19 protein-coding genes are annotated in these 15,588 nt (G+C 47.5%); 13 read left to right on the top strand and 6 right to left on the bottom strand.

What is annotated here, in order from left to right:
- Positions 1-189 precede the first annotated feature (189 nt).
- The gene (locus tag KJY73_RS10090; RefSeq protein WP_214343542.1) at positions 190-1,032 is read left to right on the top strand and encodes a DUF3014 domain-containing protein; all 843 of its coding nucleotides are present in this window, start codon (positions 190-192) and stop codon (positions 1,030-1,032) included.
- A gap of 4 nt (positions 1,033-1,036) precedes the next feature.
- Positions 1,037-1,573, top strand: coding sequence for a DUF1285 domain-containing protein (locus KJY73_RS10085; protein ID WP_214343540.1), 537 nt, complete (start codon positions 1,037-1,039; stop codon positions 1,571-1,573).
- Between the two features lie 20 nt (positions 1,574-1,593).
- Here the strand turns inward: KJY73_RS10085 and KJY73_RS10080 are convergent, their stop codons facing one another.
- Positions 1,594-3,141: a methyl-accepting chemotaxis protein gene (locus KJY73_RS10080; RefSeq protein WP_214343538.1), complete on the bottom strand. Its 1,548-nt coding sequence runs from the start codon at positions 3,139-3,141 to the stop codon at positions 1,594-1,596.
- A 332-nt stretch (positions 3,142-3,473) separates the two neighbouring features.
- On the opposite strand from KJY73_RS10080, the gene KJY73_RS10075 reads away from it, so the two are divergent.
- The 5 genes from KJY73_RS10075 to KJY73_RS10055 all read left to right on the top strand — a co-directional run bounded on the left by KJY73_RS10075 (position 3,474) and on the right by KJY73_RS10055 (position 7,234).
- Positions 3,474-4,757, top strand: a complete 1,284-nt coding sequence (locus KJY73_RS10075) for a metal-dependent hydrolase family protein (protein WP_214343537.1) — start codon at positions 3,474-3,476, stop codon at positions 4,755-4,757.
- Positions 4,750-5,859, top strand: a complete 1,110-nt coding sequence (locus KJY73_RS10070) for a hypothetical protein (RefSeq protein ID WP_214343535.1) — start codon at positions 4,750-4,752, stop codon at positions 5,857-5,859. The genes KJY73_RS10075 and KJY73_RS10070 overlap by 8 nt, the downstream gene beginning before the upstream one ends.
- Positions 5,860-5,964: 105 nt before the next feature.
- Positions 5,965-6,432, top strand: a complete 468-nt coding sequence (locus tag KJY73_RS10065; protein WP_214343533.1) for a Dps family protein — start codon at positions 5,965-5,967, stop codon at positions 6,430-6,432.
- A gap of 103 nt (positions 6,433-6,535) precedes the next feature.
- Positions 6,536-7,000, top strand: coding sequence for a hypothetical protein (locus KJY73_RS10060; protein WP_214343531.1), 465 nt, complete (start codon positions 6,536-6,538; stop codon positions 6,998-7,000).
- A 57-nt stretch (positions 7,001-7,057) separates the two neighbouring features.
- On the top strand, positions 7,058-7,234 hold the full coding sequence (locus tag KJY73_RS10055) for a hypothetical protein (RefSeq protein ID WP_214343529.1): 177 nt from the start codon (positions 7,058-7,060) through the stop codon (positions 7,232-7,234).
- A gap of 56 nt (positions 7,235-7,290) precedes the next feature.
- Here the strand turns inward: KJY73_RS10055 and tusA are convergent, their stop codons facing one another.
- Genes tusA through rph form a run of 3 tightly spaced genes read right to left on the bottom strand, consistent with a single transcriptional unit; the run spans position 7,291 to position 8,892 of the window.
- Positions 7,291-7,539, bottom strand: a complete 249-nt coding sequence (gene tusA, locus KJY73_RS10050; protein ID WP_214343527.1) for a sulfurtransferase TusA — start codon at positions 7,537-7,539, stop codon at positions 7,291-7,293.
- On the bottom strand, positions 7,529-8,170 hold the full coding sequence (gene pyrE / locus KJY73_RS10045; protein ID WP_214343519.1) for an orotate phosphoribosyltransferase: 642 nt from the start codon (positions 8,168-8,170) through the stop codon (positions 7,529-7,531). The genes tusA and pyrE overlap by 11 nt, the downstream gene beginning before the upstream one ends.
- An 8-nt stretch (positions 8,171-8,178) precedes the next feature.
- The gene (gene rph, locus KJY73_RS10040) at positions 8,179-8,892 is read right to left on the bottom strand and encodes a ribonuclease PH (protein ID WP_206595638.1); all 714 of its coding nucleotides are present in this window, start codon (positions 8,890-8,892) and stop codon (positions 8,179-8,181) included.
- A 198-nt stretch (positions 8,893-9,090) separates the two neighbouring features.
- Between rph and KJY73_RS10035 the strand changes: the two genes are divergently transcribed.
- From KJY73_RS10035 to KJY73_RS10025, 3 genes are all read left to right on the top strand, one after another.
- Positions 9,091-9,954: a YicC/YloC family endoribonuclease gene (locus tag KJY73_RS10035; RefSeq protein ID WP_214343517.1), complete on the top strand. Its 864-nt coding sequence runs from the start codon at positions 9,091-9,093 to the stop codon at positions 9,952-9,954.
- A 212-nt stretch (positions 9,955-10,166) separates the two neighbouring features.
- Positions 10,167-10,448: a helix-turn-helix transcriptional regulator gene (locus tag KJY73_RS10030; RefSeq protein ID WP_214343515.1), complete on the top strand. Its 282-nt coding sequence runs from the start codon at positions 10,167-10,169 to the stop codon at positions 10,446-10,448.
- Positions 10,449-10,617: 169 nt separating this feature from the next.
- Entirely contained in the window at positions 10,618-11,307 is a 690-nt protein-coding gene (locus KJY73_RS10025; protein WP_214343513.1) for a choice-of-anchor H family protein, read from the top strand.
- A 21-nt stretch (positions 11,308-11,328) separates the two neighbouring features.
- Here the strand turns inward: KJY73_RS10025 and KJY73_RS10020 are convergent, their stop codons facing one another.
- Both KJY73_RS10020 and KJY73_RS10015 read right to left on the bottom strand, forming a co-directional pair.
- Positions 11,329-11,769: a nuclear transport factor 2 family protein gene (locus tag KJY73_RS10020; RefSeq protein WP_214343511.1), complete on the bottom strand. Its 441-nt coding sequence runs from the start codon at positions 11,767-11,769 to the stop codon at positions 11,329-11,331.
- Positions 11,770-11,782: 13 nt separating this feature from the next.
- Positions 11,783-12,157 (bottom strand): MGMT family protein, encoded by a 375-nt coding sequence (locus KJY73_RS10015; RefSeq protein ID WP_214343509.1) that lies wholly within the window; start codon positions 12,155-12,157, stop codon positions 11,783-11,785.
- A gap of 228 nt (positions 12,158-12,385) precedes the next feature.
- Between KJY73_RS10015 and tagH the strand changes: the two genes are divergently transcribed.
- The 3 genes from tagH (at position 12,386) to tssK (ending at position 15,588) form a co-directional block, all read left to right on the top strand.
- Positions 12,386-13,633 carry a type VI secretion system-associated FHA domain protein TagH gene (tagH, locus tag KJY73_RS10010; RefSeq protein WP_214343507.1) on the top strand — a complete coding sequence of 416 codons (1,248 nt, stop codon included), beginning with the start codon at positions 12,386-12,388 and terminating at the stop codon, positions 13,631-13,633.
- A 100-nt stretch (positions 13,634-13,733) separates the two neighbouring features.
- Complete coding sequence (tssJ, locus tag KJY73_RS10005; RefSeq protein WP_214343505.1) at positions 13,734-14,237, top strand: type VI secretion system lipoprotein TssJ; 504 nt, start codon at positions 13,734-13,736, stop codon at positions 14,235-14,237.
- 28 nt (positions 14,238-14,265) lie between these two features.
- The gene (gene tssK, locus KJY73_RS10000; RefSeq protein WP_214343503.1) at positions 14,266-15,588 is read left to right on the top strand and encodes a type VI secretion system baseplate subunit TssK; all 1,323 of its coding nucleotides are present in this window, start codon (positions 14,266-14,268) and stop codon (positions 15,586-15,588) included.

Here is a 15,588-nt window from a genome sequence, read left to right as displayed (position 1 = left end):
TTCATGCAAACTTTACTCTTCGGGTTCACAATGCTCGATAGCCGTTCAATTAAATGAAACCAATGGGCGTTTGCTCAGTCGATATAAATATGGGGTGAAATCCATATTTCCTGAGGAGTATGTGGATGCAATCCCGCGACCAATTGAGTACCTTATACCTAGCAATGCAGCAAAGAAGGTGGACCTTAGATGGCTGAGACAGAATCAACAGAGAAGAAATCCTTGCTTCCCCATGCCTTGATCGGCGGCGTTTTGTTGATCATTTTGCTGGCCGTGTTCTTCTGGCCTTCAGAGGAGCCTGCGCCTGAAACGCAACCTCAACCCTTGCCAGCTCCACTTCAGGTTGAAGAGCCAGAGCCAATACCTGAACCTCAGCCCGAACCGGAAATAGAGGAACCACAAAGCCCCGCCCAATTGCCAGAGCAGGAGCCGGTACCTGAACCTTTACCCGCTGAACCCGTCGACATAAGCGATGGTGCAGTGAAAACCGCAATTCTGAATACCGGCGGCTATGAAGCACTGGCAAGATTTATTGTTGATGATGATTTACTGAGACGTTTTGTTGTCTTCAGCACCAATTTATCCAACAGTGAACTGGCTGCCAGCCACAGAGTTCTGCAACCTCCCCAACAAGAATTTCGTGTCTACCGTCAGGCCGGGAAAGAATGGATAGATACCGCCAGTTATAAGCGTTATACCCCTTATGTCGAAGCGTTGGAAAGCATGGATACCAACCAACTTATTGCGTTGTATGAAGTGTACAAGCCCACCATCACTGAAATTTTTGCAGAAGTGGGCGACGGAAGCAGTGATTTTGACGAAGTGCTGGATGATGCGATAAACCATTTGCTGGATACACCAGAAGTCCCTATTCCGGTTGAAGTCAGCACCGACAGCGTGATGTATAAGTACACAGACGAGCGTTTGGAGTCGCTTTCCGCACCTCAGAAGCAATTACTGAGAACCGGGCCAGAAAATATGCGTCTGATTAAAGCTAAACTCAGAGAGATTCGCGACGCCTTAACCCAGTAAGCCAATGAAACTGCAAGACATACAAGCGCGCCTGGTAGAACAGGATTCAGCACTACCGCCTGTAGAGGACTGGCACCCCGATTATTGCGGGGAACTAGACCTTGAGATTCATCATGACGGTAGTTGGCACTATCAGGGTTCCCCCATTGGACGGCAATCGCTGGTAACGCTTTTCGCCAGAGTACTTGTGCGCGAAGGTGAAAAGTATTATCTGGTCACGCCAGTTGAGAAGGTGGGTATTCAGGTTGCCGATGCGCCATTTTTGGTCACCGGCTGGCAACAACAAGATGACTATCTGCTGTTTAGTACCAATATTAATGAGCAGTATCTGGTGAGTGATGAACATCCTGTGCAGCTTTTAACTGATAAGGTTAGCGGGGATCTGCTGCCCTACTTATTAGTACGCCGAAATCTCTATGCAAGATTGCACCAGAACGTATTTTACCAGTTAGCCGAGCTGGGGATGCCTGGCGAAATCAACAACACCAGACATTTGCTATTAAGTAGCGGGAACTATCAATTCAGTCTTGGGCTGCTGTAGTCAGCAGCCCCCTCTATTAATCAACGATGGCTGAAGGTTCTCACCATGGCAGCTATCCCATCGATATTACTGCGCAAAGTCGATGAGCTCTGTTCCATAGACAATGCTACTTGGGCATTATCATCAGCCACTTCGGTAATTTTTCCTATGTTGCGACTGATCTCTTCACATACTTTACCTTGCTGCTCTGACGCAGTGGCAATCTGAGTAGAATAGTCAGCAATTACGGACATCATCTGATAGATCTCTGCGATGGCTTTAGCAGAATTGCTTGCATCATCGACACACTCCATAGCCTGCTCTCGGCTCTTTTCCATACTAACAACCCACTGCTGCAGTGTGTGACGCATAGTTTTCAAACTCGTGTGGATATTCGCTGTCGATGATTGTGTCCTTGTGGACAGAGCCCTAACCTCATCAGCCACAACCGAAAAGCCTCGACCACTCTCGCCAGCGCGGGCCGCCTCAATAGCCGCATTCAAGGCAAGCAGATTAGTTTGATCCGCGATGGCTTCGATCTCGCCCATCACGTTGGCAACTTTGTCAGCCTCAACAACCAATTGATTAGCCGATGCCGCTGCCTGTTCGACCACAGAAGCAAGGCCACTCACTTTATCCTTACTTTGCTGAACACTTTCCCGCGCGTCACCACAATGCTGACTAGCCTCGCGAACTTTTTCCGATGTATCCACAGTGTTGCGAGCAATCTCCTGGCTGGTTGCGGCCATTTCGGTAATGGCCGCCGCAATCTGCTGAACTTCAAACTTTTGCTGCTCCAAACCACTGGCTGTTGTATGTGCTGCACTCGCGGTTTCACTGGCAACCCCAGATAACCCTCTGGCTGAATCCTGCATACGCCCAAGCACAGTGCGCAAACGAGCTTGCATTAGTCCCAAATGGAAATCCATGTAACTCTGTGTGCCTTTTCCACTGTAGATAAACCGACAGACACTGTCATACTGTGATTTAAGTTGATTGGCTGTTTTAGGCACACTAATAAGCTCATCGCGATACAGCCAAGCTAGTGTTAGTAACAACCCAATAACCGTAAGACCGGCAACCCAGCCACCACTCCAAAAGCTCAACGCGGTGGCCAAGGTTGTCAGGCCAGCGGTCAGCAGATGCTTTTGCGCATTCCCCATCTCCCAACCACTAAACTTTCCGGTCCGGATCAAGGCATAAGCTTTCTCGGCCTTAGCCACTAAATTCCGGTCAGGTTTAACTCGTACGGACTGATAACCAACCTTATCAGCGCCCTCAAAAATAGGTGTAACGTACGCATCAACCCAGTAATAGCGCCCATCTTTACAGCGATTCTTTACCATTCCACGCCAGGCTTGCCCCTTTTTCAGGCTTTCCCATAAATCGGCAAAGGCTTCCTTTGGCATATCCGGGTGTCTAACTAAATTGTGATTCTTCCCCAGCAGCTCATCCAGCGAGTAGCCAGCAACTCGGCAAAAGGCACTATTGGCGTAAGTGATGACACCTCGTAAGTCGGTCGTCGATACCAACTCCTCATCAGCTTGGTACAAGACCTCTTCATTTATGAGTGTTTGCTCACGACGCATTTAAATATCCTTTTGCCCGACAGAAAGTGAAAGTATGAACAACAACGTTCGAACCGCCCATTATAGCAAAAATAATAGATAAACCAGCTAGTTAGTGTAAAAATGATGAAATAACATACGCTAAATGTCGCTAAGCTGGCATTTTCGATATTTGATCGCATTTCTGTATATATGGATATACTTGCTGTCTATTGCCGAATGGCTGAGCCATTAACACTTTTACTAAGTCAACCACTCAAAACCCACAACTTTATAACAATCGCAAACCCTTTGCCGTCCGTTATAAACTGCTCTAAGGTGTCCCAATAACAAGTGCACGAAAGGGAACAATAATGAAAATCAAATATCTCTGCCTGCTCAGCCTAACCTGCATGTCTGGGCAATCCTTAGCAGCCACATTTATACACACTGGCCAACTGATATCGGCAGCAGACACTAAGGTCTTGAAGAATATGACAGTTGTGGTCGATGGAAATAAAATCGTTGACGTACAAAGCGGTTACCTGCAGCCGGGTGATGCTGACCAACTTATTGATATGCGCGACGGAACCTTGATGCCAGGCTTGATGGATATGCATACGCATTTAAGCTCGCAGCAGGGCCCGGGGGTATACATGGAACGCTTCACCTTAAATGAGGCGGACTATGCGCTTAAGGGGGTAAGCTTTGCCCAAAAAACACTGCAGGCTGGTTTCACAACAGTGCGTAACCTAGGTGATGGTTTCAATGAAACCGTTGCGCTACGCAATGCAATCAATAGCGGCAGCATTCAGGGCCCGCGCATCTACACTTCTGCAAAATCTATCGCGACCACAGGCGGCCATGCCGACCCAACCAATGGCAGAAGAAAGCAGCTGATGGGTGACCCAGGCCCTGCCGACGGGGTAGTGAATGGTGAAGCAGATGCAAGAAAAGCCGTCCGACAGCGTTACAAAGATGGTGCAGATCTTATCAAAATTACCGCCACCGGCGGTGTTTTGAGTGTGGCCAAGAGCGGCCAGAATCCACAATTTATGCAAGATGAGCTGAATGCCATAGTCGCTACAGCTAAAGACTACGGCATGAAAGTCGCCGTACATGCCCATGGTAAAGAAGGTATGAAACGAGCCATTCTGGCTGGTGTAGATTCCATTGAGCATGGCACCTACATGGATGCCGAGATCATGAAGCTTATGAAGAAACATGGCACCTATTATGTACCTACGGTGATGGCTGGCGAGTGGGTAGCTGAAAAAGCCAAGATTGATGGCTTCTTTCCCGCCCTTGTCAGACCTAAAGCCGCAGCTATAGGACCGCTGATCCAGAACACATTTGCAAAGGCATACAAGGCCGGCGTCAACATTGCATTTGGTACGGATTCAGGAGTATCAGCACATGGAGATAATGGAAGGGAGTTTGCATTGATGGTGGAGGCAGGTATGCCTGCAATCGAAGCCATTCGCTCAGCTACCTTTCATGGTGCAGAGTTACTGGGTATTTCTGACCAACTGGGTACAGTGGAAAAGGGCAAGTTGGCAGACCTAATAGCAGTAAAAGGAGATCCCCTGCAAGATATTTCACTGCTCTCCAAAATTAACTTTGTCATGAAGGACGGTGAGATAGTTAAGCATGAATAGCCAGCAAGACAGGGATGTCTTGCCTCCACAGCAAAATATTCATAGGCAATTGATCGGTCGCCCCGTACAATCTGCTTTGGCTTATTTTGATGGGTTTGTTATGTCTTTGCGTTCAAACATAATAGCGTGGCTATTAGTTTGGCTATGCGGGTGTAGCGTAGCTACTCAAGAACCCATATTGCCCGCCACGACAGAAGTAAACCTCCCAGCCGTTGGCATATTTTACCAGCAGTCAGAAAACCAGTTGGCCAATTGGTGCTTGCAGCAAGACAACGAGTGCCAGCTAATGGCGGTAGACTTGAATCTGATTGCTCGGCAACTAGAAAACACCGGGCTATTCCCACTCGTCACCCAAAACCCCGGTGCGGACTATGAGTTTCTTCTTGCTGGCGTTCAAGATGACAAGCAGATCATTGTTGATGTCTTATTAGCCTGGCAGGGCATACCCCTAACTACATATCAATATCGAGTGCCGAGAGAACGTCAGTCATCTTTTATCGCCGAATTTAGCAAAGACCTGCAGCTTGATGTTCTGCGCGATGACGTGTTTAGTTCGGGCTATCTGGCCAAAACCCTGAAAGCTGATGACTATGCATCTGATTTACAGGTGCCATCCCAAGTGGCAAGTTTCCATCTTAGCCATAGATTGATCTACAACGACCCATTTCAAGGTTCGGTTCTTACCTACCATAACCCTGAATTTAAGAACGATAGAATAGAAGTAAGCATTTACCCCATTCCTTCAAGTAACATTACTGATATGCCAACGGCTATTGCCGAAGAAACAGATAAGTTGCGTAGCAACCTGGTTGATTTTGCAAAACAGCACAAATTACCGCCGTTAAGCATGACCGCAAACACCGCGATAAAGTGGACACAACAAGGGCGGCAGTATCAAGGTTTCTACTTGGATGCCAGCATTTTGAGTGCAGACACCGAGCCATTCTATGCAGCCTACTTCTTTTTCGTTGAACAGGACAAGATAGTACGTTTTACCACTACATTCCCTTCAGAGTTGGCCATAAACTTCGTCAAGGAAACATTACCTCAGATGCAAGTCCCGGCAGAATCAGTTTTTATGGCGAAATTAAGACGCCCCTAGAGTAAACCGTGGAAAATCGATTGAATCGATAGAGTTCTTGTACTTGATCTAAAAACACTTTACCCCAATCCTATATGAGTACTTAAAGTAACTCGGAGAATTAAGATGAGTAATATTGATATAGGGATCGCGACTCAGGACAGGCTGGATATCGCCACTGGACTTAAACGTTTGTTGGCTGACACCTACACTCTCTACCTCCAAACGCATAACTTTCACTGGAACGTCACCGGGCCACAGTTTCGTGAGTTACATTTAATGTTTGAAGAGCATTACACCGAGCTGGCTGTTGCCGTTGATGACATTGCCGAACGTATTCGTACTTTGGGCGTGATTGCGCCAGGTACTTATAAGGCCTTTGCTGCACTCAGCTCTATCAAGGAAGTAGAAGATGTTCCTGCTGCTGCAGATATGGTGCAGATACTAAACAAGAGCCATGAGCAGGTCGTAAAAACTTGCCGAGAAGCCCTGAAATTGGCTCAGGAAGCCAATGATGAATCCACCGCAGCGCTAGTTTCGGATCGCATGCGCATTCATGAGAAAACCGCTTGGATGCTTCGCGCCATGCAATAACTAAATGGCGGCAGGAAATCCTGCCGCTAAACAAACCGAGTTGATAATAATTCTCATTTGAACTATTTTATGAATGGTCTTCTGATTGATCATGGAATAGCTCATGTCTTCACACTTTCTTTGTAACTACCATCGCGCCTGGCTGGCGGCTCACCCTCAGGCTGCCATAGCACATCTTCAACAATGCATTCACAGCGCATCTGTACTAAGGCAAGCAGGGGCGTGGGGCAGAGCATTACCTCACCTTGGTAGTGCGTTTGAAGCGGCCACACTGCTATTGGACTGTGCTGAAATAGACTTACAACTGGCCGCCACGGAGTTGACCTCGTCAGCCCTTCTGTTAGCCGATAACTACTACAGAATGTCGCGCTTCCATCAAGGCCGTGAGGTAGTGAATCAATCCATTACCTTGCTAGTTGCGGTGCAGCAACGTGATGATGTTTTTAGCTCTGCGCGCTTATCGGGATGTATCAATTTACTGCACAAGAAGCTAACTGATTTCTTTTCCCTTGAGAGACGGCAACCTGCTGACCAATGGATGTTTAAGTTAAGCCCGGTTGTTCATTGACTATCAATACAATAGAGCCAGACACCTGACATACCTGATTCGTTAAGGAGGCAATCTATGGTGAGTCATCAAAAAGACTTTTTAAGTTTGAAAATTCGTATGGATACACTGGCGAAGCTAATCAGCCACCATCAGCTACATATCGAGGATTTGCGCTGCAGTGATAGTCAGTCTGCAGCGTTGCTAAGGCGCCTCATTCTTGAGTGCGCCCTGCACAATGTGAGTGCCAACTAACCAATATTTCTAGGGTAAGATGGGTTACATTCAGTCAGTAGAGAGCATCGCAGTTACTACGCCGAACCTTTCCTGATTAAATAGCGGAAAGGGGCCTGTGTAGTATCGGCTTTCAGAAGCTGATGTTCCATAAAACGACAGAAACTCGGTATATCCCGGGTAGTTGCAGGATCATCGGCCGTCACCAGGATAGTTTGACCGTCCTGCATTTTACGGATAGCCAAGCGCACCATCATTACCGGTTCTGGGCAACGCAGACCCAATGTATCTAGCTGCTCGTCGGCTTTTTCAAATTCAAATGCCATAAGCCTGACGGTACTCTTGGATCTGCTGCAGGTTCTCAGCCATATCCGGTTTGTCTTCTAAGTAGCTAATAAGATCAGTCAGACTGATAATAGAGATCACTTTAGTCGCGAAGTCTCGCTCAACTTCTTGAATAGCGGATAAATCGCCCTGACCTTTTTCCTGACGATCCAGCGCAATTAACACACCGGCAAGTGTTGCGCCATTGGCCTGAATAATTTGCATTGATTCTCGAATCGCCGTACCAGCAGTAATAACATCATCGACCAGCATGACCTTTCCTTGCAGAGCACTACCCACAAGGTTTCCACCCTCACCGTGATCTTTAGCTTCCTTACGATTAAAGCAATAAGGTTTATCTATGTCGTATTTATCGGCTAGCGCAACCGCAGTGGTGGTAGCAATAGGAATGCCTTTATAAGCGGGGCCAAACAGCAGGTCATAGGCAACATTCGAATCTACCAGAGCCGCAGCATAAAACTGGCCTAACTTAGCGAGGTCACGACCGGTATTAAACAATCCGGCGTTAAAGAAATACGGACTGGTGCGCCCGGACTTTAACTTAAACTGGCCAAACTTTAGCACTTGCCTGGCCAAGGCAAACTCGATAAAGGCCTTTTGGTACTCTTGCATACTTAACCTCAGTTCAGTGCTGCGCGCTGGATGTCGAAGATTTCACGTAAACCGTGTTTGGCTAGCTCCATCATTTCCTGCATTTCTTCAAAGCTGAACGGTGCTTCTTCTGCGGTACCCTGTACCTCAATCAACTTACCGGTTTCGGTCATGACTACGTTCATATCGGTTTCCGCTGCAGAGTCTTCGATGTACTCCAAATCGGCAACCGGTGTACCTTTAAATACACCAACTGAAACAGCCGCAATCATGTACTTCATTGGATTCGCTTTGATCAATCCTTTAGCACGCATCCAAGTCAGCGCATCAGCCAGCGCCACGCAAGCACCAGTAATAGATGCCGTTCTGGTACCGCCGTCCGCCTGGATAACATCACAATCTAACAAAATGGTGTTTTCACCAAGCAGACTCAAATCAACTGCGGCCCGCAAAGCGCGCGCAATCAGTCGCTGAATCTCGAGGGTACGGCCACCTTGTTTACCACGTGCAGCTTCTCGGTCGCTACGGGTATGGGTAGAGCGGGGTAACATGCTGTACTCAGCCGTAATCCAACCCTTGCCCTGACCTTTCATAAAGCGGGGTACACCTTCTTCCACAGACGCGGTACAGATAACCTTGGTATTACCAAACTCAATCAGTACAGAGCCTTCGGCGTGGCAGGTGAACTGTCTGGTGATAGTGACGGGACGGATCTGATTGGCGGTTCTGCCGCTTGGACGCATGTTGATTTCCTCTGACGCGCTGTATTGGGCGGCATTATAGCCCAATGAAAAAACGACATCTGCATAAAATGTACGCCCAAGCTCATCTGTATCTTGCCCAGCACTGATTGGAATATCTGGTGAAGCCCCCACAACACCGGTTCTGCATCAGATCCAGTTGGGTTATACTGGCGCTAACTAAACGTTCAGGACAAACATATGATCTACAGTATGACGGCTTTCGCCCGGATTGAGCACAAAGCCCAATGGGGTAATGCCGTATGGGAAATACGCTCGGTAAACCAACGTTACCTGGAAAGCTATTTTCGTCTGCCTGAACAGTTCCGCAGTTTAGAACCTTTGTTAAGAGAACGATTCCGTAAGGCCTTACAACGTGGCAAAGTTGAATGCTCACTGCGTTTTATGGCCAATGATGCCGCTGCCGGAAAAGTCACGCTGAATGAAAGTCTAGCCAGGCAATTAATGGAAGCCGCCGACTGGGTGCAATCTCATGGCCAATCTACCGGGGTCAATCCGTTTGATGTGCTGCGCTGGCCAGGGGTCATTAGCGCCGAAGAAACGGACATGGATGCCATACAAGGAGAGCTGCTCGGCGCCTTTGATAAAAGTCTGGAAGAGTTGCTTCGTTCACGTGCAGCGGAAGGTGACAATTTGCGTGTATTAATTGAGCAGCGCTTGACCGCCATTGAATCTGAAGTAAGCACAATTCGCTCTGCAATGCCTGCCGTACTGGAGTGGCAACGCGAACGTATCAGCAACAAGTTTGAAGAAGCAAAAATAGAGTTGGATTCTGCTCGTCTGGAGCAAGAAATGATTCTGTTAGCTCAGCGTTTGGACGTTGCCGAAGAGCTCGATAGATTAAATTCACACATCAGCGAGACGCGCAAAATATTGCACAAAGGTGGAGCATGCGGAAGACGTCTTGACTTTATGATGCAGGAATTTAACCGTGAATCCAATACCTTAGCATCCAAGTCTATCAATGCTGAAATAACACAAGCAGCCGTTGAACTTAAAGTCTTGATAGAGCAGATGCGCGAGCAGATCCAAAATATAGAATAATTTTTTGCGCAAATTTATTCTCAACTCATGCATTGGATGATTTCGTTTTTTGTACCTTGCCTTGTCGTTTTTAAGCGAGTTATGTTGCGAAATCATCCTGCTTACAAAGCAAAAAATGAGAAATATTTTGCATATTAGTTTTGTTGAGAATCTTATGCTACGTATGCAACCTTGACCAAAAAACGACAATCTCAAAGCAATAATCCACGCAAATGAAAGAGAAAATAATTGCACAACCAAGTCAGCAAGAGATCATTCTGGAATTGCTTTCGGCATACCAGAGACAAGAATTAAGTGCAGGACAGATCCTTAAAATTCTGCGAAAAGATATTATGGAAATGAGTCAAACAGACTATGCCAAGATGATTGGCATCAGCCGCCGAACCTTGTCTGATCTTGAACAGGATTTAGGTAGCCCGACTTTCCATGTTTTTAATGCCGCATTCCAACCTTTCGGTCTCCAGGCTGGCTTGGTGCCATTATTCAAAAACTAGCATAATAGGCATTAGTCAGATAGGAACATGCGCCATTAGTGACCAGAACAAAAAGCGAGCGGTCACTTTTTAAGCAGAGCAGCACTGCTTCAGCTTTCATTAAGGCAAATTCAGCCTCAATTCACTCGAATTCAACCACAGTACGTACACCACTGATGGAGAATTCAAAATGAAAGCCGTCCCTTTTTTAGCCCTATTGTTGTTTAGCCTGCCAGGTCTTGCTGATACTGAATGGAAGGCAACATCCAAAGAATCGCAACTGAATGAAGTACGTCCCAGCAGCGCTAAATCCAGCCTGAAGAGCGACAAAGATGCGCCAGCCAGAATTCTTTCCCTGCGCCCTCAGCATAACGACACTGGTAATTTCTGGATCTATGATGCCTGGATCTCCTTGCTCAGCGACCCTGATGCAGATGGATATTACAGTGAATTCACACTGTCATTTGATGTAGACAGTCTATATACCCAAGCTCCCGTTTATGCTCGCCTTTATCTGGGTAACGCGGACAAGTTTCGTGAGTACCATACGACCTCGGTGTTCTCAGTACATGGGGAGAGCAGTGATGATTTTCTTGACGTGACAACCACCTTATTGGAAGGCTTCCGTGCTGATGACTACGAGATACTAATTGAGCTGTACGATGGCGACACTGACGAGCTAGTGGCTGTCTACGACAGTTATGATGACGAAGATTTATTGTATCTGCCGCTGGAAAGCCGGGAATACGAACAAAATGTTGTGATTGTTGAGGAGGTTCATGGCGGCTCAGCAAGCATGCTTGCGATGCTACTGCTATTAACAGTCGTCATCTGGCGCTCAACAACGCGCCGAGATAACTGCCACCGCCATTGCACTTAGTCTTCTCGTCCTGGCAGGCCATCACTCTTGTTGCATATGCGTCGCCTGCCAGTTAACTACCCGCCATTCATTGTCATTTTTCACTAGCATACCGCTATTCAGATAATAATGGCGCTCATTATCCGTCTCACCGACCAACTTAAAAGTAATAACAGCAACATCCTCAAACAGCCTGATATTCAAGTCTTCAGCGCTGTAGGTTGTCTTCTCTTCACTATCGGTAGGAGCAGACTCAAGCGAGGCCATCAACGCTGCCTTACCAAAGCGTTTGCCGCTAGAACTGGTATACACAAGGTCGTCAGCCCAAAACCTGTCATGCATTTTTATATCATTGACCGCTGCACCTTCCAGAAAACGGTTTAGCAAGGTCTTAATACTATCAGCTTCACTTTCTGTGCTGGCACTGGCTGCCATAGCCATTAGGAATAACGCTGCACCAACCAACTTCACTAGACCCTTCATTATTATTATCTCCTTAAAATGCCAAGCCGAATAAAAGCTCCGCCAGATCCGGTCGCCATTGATACTCCACCAGTCTGACCCGGTTTTTCAATACAACAACCTCTTCTTCTTGCAATCGCCCTTTTTGGTCTTCAGCCGTATCGGAACCTGCAGGAAAAGCAATCTGACCATTTGAACGTAACACCCGATGCCAGGGCAGTTGCATCGCTTTGGGAGCAGCCTGCAGGGCTTTGCCCACCATGCGTGCCCGGCCGGGCAAACCAGCAAGATCGGCGATTTGCCCATAACTGGCAACTCGCCCGGCGGGGATCAATTTCACCGTATGCCAAATACGCCGGTAATGCTCGTTCACCCCACTGTTCAAGGTGGCTTCACTGTCTGTTGTCATGCTCAATACTTCAACGCTATCTATCTGTTTTTATTTGTTAAAGGCTAATCCTTCACCTATTGTTTATTGGTGAAAAATCAACCTGACGGAAAACAGGCTAATTATCATGCCCGCCGAACGTTGTACTGCCAAGTGTTATTAAAATTCTCCAATAGATGGCAGTAAAACGTATCAACCAAGCATGATGCTTAACAACACACTCATGGAACTAAGTAGTGGAGAATGATCTTGGCGTTAAGACTGGAAATCATCAGTTACCAGAAAGAGAGTGCGGCTCAACCTTCTAGTATCGAGCTGCAAGGCAGTACGCTCAGTATTGGCAGAGATAAAAGTAACCATTGGTGCCTGGCTGATCCAGACCGGATTTTGTCAAAATCGCATTGCCGTATTGAATCACAACCGCAAGGCTTCTTGCTGCAGGATCTAAGCACCAATGGTGTGTACCTTAATCAGGCTTCTCAGGCCATAGGCAAGGGAAACAGCGTCATTCTGAATGACGGAGACAGATTCCGAATTAGCGATTACGACATAAGGGTCTGTATCGAAGAGAGTCCCTCAGTCAACGCCGGGGCGGAATATCCGGACGAAATACCGCAGTTGGTGCAACCACCAGTGGCGGATGAACAAACAGATTGGCATACCTTACTCAGCCCAGACCCAGTTGCTCCCGTGAAGCCGATGGATGACGGCATTGACGCGCCAGCCATAACCCAAACCCATTACGACGCGCCCAGCATTGGTATCAGCATCCCAGAAGATTGGAGCTCGCAGCAACAATCGTCCTCCCAGGCTCAGGCTCAGGCTCAGGCTCAGGCTCAGGCTCCAGAAAGCGTATCCCTGCCACCGGAAATTCAGCAAACAACGCAATCCCAGGTCAGCGGAAACCAAAGTGCTCTGTTTAGTGCGTTTCTTGAGGGCGCAGGTCTCACCGCTGAGCACGCAGCTTCTGCTTCTCCCGAGCAATTGATGCGCGAATTGGGCAGCCTATTTCGTTGCATGACAACAGGAATGATAGGTGTTTTGGCGGCCAGGGGCGATATCAAAGGTGAGTTTAGGTTGGCGCAAACCATGATAAAGCCAACCGACAATAATCCGCTGAAGTTCTCGCTGAATGTAGAAGAGGCTATGCAGTCTTTGCTGTTCAAACGAGGAGGCGGCTATATGAATGCGCAACAAGCTTTTGAGGAAGCTTTCGACGACCTGAAAGCCCACCAAGTAGCCATGCTGGCAGGTATGCAGCAAGCGTTGCAGTCACTGTTGAATACCTTTAACCCAGACAGAATAGAACAGGCTAATCAGACCTCCACAGGCATGTCCAAAATACTGGGGCAGCGAAAATCAGCCTATTGGGATAATTACATCATGCTCTATAAAACGCTGTGTAGGGATGGTGAACAAGATGTGCAAAATCTTTTCGGTCGTGACTTTGCAAAGGCCTATGAACAACAGATCAAAAATCAAAAACAAAGTGGCTGAAAATATCCCCGCACATTCATGGAAATTAAACTATAAGTAAAGGCATTACGTTTAAAAAACAAACAAATAGCGAACTCCAACAACGAACCAGGAGGGAAGGATGTCAGGAGTCGGAAACAAGCGTTCTGCGCTAATTTATCGCTGGATTGTGCCACTCGGATTAACCGTCTCTTTGCTGGGCTGTGGATCAAGCACTATGGTACAGGATGTATTTTCGGTGGTAACCAAAGCCGAACTAACCGTAGTCGCTGCCACCGACGTAAATCCAGATATCAATGGCCGCCCTTCACCTATTTTGATCCGGCTCTATGAACTCAAATCCCCCGGCGCCTTTAACAGTGCCGATTTTTTCTCATTGTACGACAAAGCCGCAGGTGAACTCGGCAATGACTATATTCGCCATGACGACCTTGAGTTGAAGCCTGGGCAGGAATACCAGAAAGACATCATATTTGATGAAAATACCCGCTATCTTGGCTTAATTGCAGCCTATAGGGATATTGATAACGCAACTTGGAAGCGTGTGGTGGAATTGCCGCCAGATTCTAATTCCGAAATACGGGTTGTGCTTGGCAGTAACGCGCTGCAGTTAAACATCGAGTAATTGTCGGCTCAGAGGATGTGGTGAAGGAATGACATCAAATAATAGAATTTCCTGGTCTGAGGGCATGTTCTTAAGACCGCAACACTTTCAACAACAGGACAGGTTTTTACTCGAACAGCTGCACAATATCGCCCAGGGAATGCATGCCTTTTACTGGGGGTTCACAGCGCTGACATTAGACAGAGAGCTTCTGAAGGTAGGAAAGCTGTCTTTCAAAAAATGCCGGGGGGTATTACCGGATGGCCTGTATTTTGACCTCGAAGGCAATATGCCAGTGCTGGATCTGCCCGAGGGTAGTCGCGATCTGACCGTTTACTTGAGCCTACCTGTTACGACCCAATCGGGTCAGGAATTCAGCAACGAAAACGATGCTGACCATGTTCGTTTTCATTCATATGTGCAGATGATCAGAGATGCCGCGGATGCTTCAGGGCAGGATGCAGAAATAGAAGTGGCGAAACCGCGCTTTAACTTGTCACTCTCCAACCAGCAACAGGATGCCTTTCAAACACTGGCGGTAGCAAAAGTCCTGGAGGTAGGCGCAGACAGAAACATTCATCTCGATGAAGATTTTATTCCACCGGCATTGGATGCCAACAATCAAACTAACTTACACGGCTTTATTGTTGAACTTGAATCCATGCTCCACCAGCGAGCGGAAAATCTGGCAACCCGAGTATCAGGCGCAGGCCGCAGCAGCACAGAGATTGCTGATTTTCTGCTCCTGCAAGCCATCAACCGCATTGAGCCTTTAATTCATCATTTATTGCACCAGCCCTGCCTCCACCCTTTGCAGCTTTACCAACAGCTCTTGCAAACCGCCGGAGAACTGTCCACTTTTACCAATCGAAACCGACGTCCGGAAAACTATCCACCATATCGGCAGGACGCTTTGAAAGACACTTTTCTGCCTATCATGACCAGCTTGCGTCTAGCCATGAGCACTGTGTTGGAAACGGCCGCTACGCAGATTGAACTGAGTCAGCCGAATCAGTATGGCATTCGCACAGGTGCAATTGGCAATCAGGATATGCTGCGTAAAGCCATGTTTATCTTCGCTATTCAGGCCGATGTACCAGATGACCGGCTGCGCCAGGGCTTACCTGGACAAATGAAAGTCGGCTCAGTGGAGAAAATCGCCCAGCTTATCAATAAATCACTGCCGGGGGTCAATATCAGCCCACTTCCAGCGGCCCCCCGGCAGATTCCTTATCAAGCCGGTACCACGTATTTTCAGTTAGACAAAACCAGTAGCGCTTGGCAAGACATTGAATCAACCGGCAATCTAGCCCTGCACGTGGCGGGGCAATACCCAGGCCTGGACATCAGTTTCTGGGCAATTAGGCAATAA

Source organism: Bowmanella yangjiangensis (assembly GCF_018531185.1).
GTDB classification, from domain to species: domain Bacteria; phylum Pseudomonadota; class Gammaproteobacteria; order Enterobacterales; family Alteromonadaceae; genus Bowmanella; species Bowmanella yangjiangensis.
The sequence above is the reverse complement of the archived record's forward strand: the minus strand, read 5'-3'. Positions and strand labels throughout refer to the sequence as shown.

What these genes read in the sequence shown, in the direction of transcription:
- KJY73_RS10090 (WP_214343542.1), top strand. Translation starts at nt 190, where the DNA reads ATGGCTGAGACAGAATCAACAGAGAAGAAATCCTTGCTTCCCCATGCC.
- KJY73_RS10085 (WP_214343540.1), top strand. Translation starts at nt 1,037, where the DNA reads ATGAAACTGCAAGACATACAAGCGCGCCTGGTAGAACAGGATTCAGCA.
- KJY73_RS10080 (WP_214343538.1), bottom strand. Translation starts at nt 3,141, where the DNA reads ATGCGTCGTGAGCAAACACTCATAAATGAAGAGGTCTTGTACCAAGCT.
- KJY73_RS10075 (WP_214343537.1), top strand. Translation starts at nt 3,474, where the DNA reads ATGAAAATCAAATATCTCTGCCTGCTCAGCCTAACCTGCATGTCTGGG.
- KJY73_RS10070 (WP_214343535.1), top strand. Translation starts at nt 4,750, where the DNA reads ATGAATAGCCAGCAAGACAGGGATGTCTTGCCTCCACAGCAAAATATT.
- KJY73_RS10065 (WP_214343533.1), top strand. Translation starts at nt 5,965, where the DNA reads ATGAGTAATATTGATATAGGGATCGCGACTCAGGACAGGCTGGATATC.
- KJY73_RS10060 (WP_214343531.1), top strand. Translation starts at nt 6,536, where the DNA reads ATGTCTTCACACTTTCTTTGTAACTACCATCGCGCCTGGCTGGCGGCT.
- KJY73_RS10055 (WP_214343529.1), top strand. Translation starts at nt 7,058, where the DNA reads ATGGTGAGTCATCAAAAAGACTTTTTAAGTTTGAAAATTCGTATGGAT.
- tusA (WP_214343527.1), bottom strand. Translation starts at nt 7,539, where the DNA reads ATGGCATTTGAATTTGAAAAAGCCGACGAGCAGCTAGATACATTGGGT.
- pyrE (WP_214343519.1), bottom strand. Translation starts at nt 8,170, where the DNA reads ATGCAAGAGTACCAAAAGGCCTTTATCGAGTTTGCCTTGGCCAGGCAA.
- rph (WP_206595638.1), bottom strand. Translation starts at nt 8,892, where the DNA reads ATGCGTCCAAGCGGCAGAACCGCCAATCAGATCCGTCCCGTCACTATC.
- KJY73_RS10035 (WP_214343517.1), top strand. Translation starts at nt 9,091, where the DNA reads ATGATCTACAGTATGACGGCTTTCGCCCGGATTGAGCACAAAGCCCAA.
- KJY73_RS10030 (WP_214343515.1), top strand. Translation starts at nt 10,167, where the DNA reads ATGAAAGAGAAAATAATTGCACAACCAAGTCAGCAAGAGATCATTCTG.
- KJY73_RS10025 (WP_214343513.1), top strand. Translation starts at nt 10,618, where the DNA reads ATGAAAGCCGTCCCTTTTTTAGCCCTATTGTTGTTTAGCCTGCCAGGT.
- KJY73_RS10020 (WP_214343511.1), bottom strand. Translation starts at nt 11,769, where the DNA reads ATGAAGGGTCTAGTGAAGTTGGTTGGTGCAGCGTTATTCCTAATGGCT.
- KJY73_RS10015 (WP_214343509.1), bottom strand. Translation starts at nt 12,157, where the DNA reads ATGACAACAGACAGTGAAGCCACCTTGAACAGTGGGGTGAACGAGCAT.
- tssJ (WP_214343505.1), top strand. Translation starts at nt 13,734, where the DNA reads ATGTCAGGAGTCGGAAACAAGCGTTCTGCGCTAATTTATCGCTGGATT.
- tssK (WP_214343503.1), top strand. Translation starts at nt 14,266, where the DNA reads ATGACATCAAATAATAGAATTTCCTGGTCTGAGGGCATGTTCTTAAGA.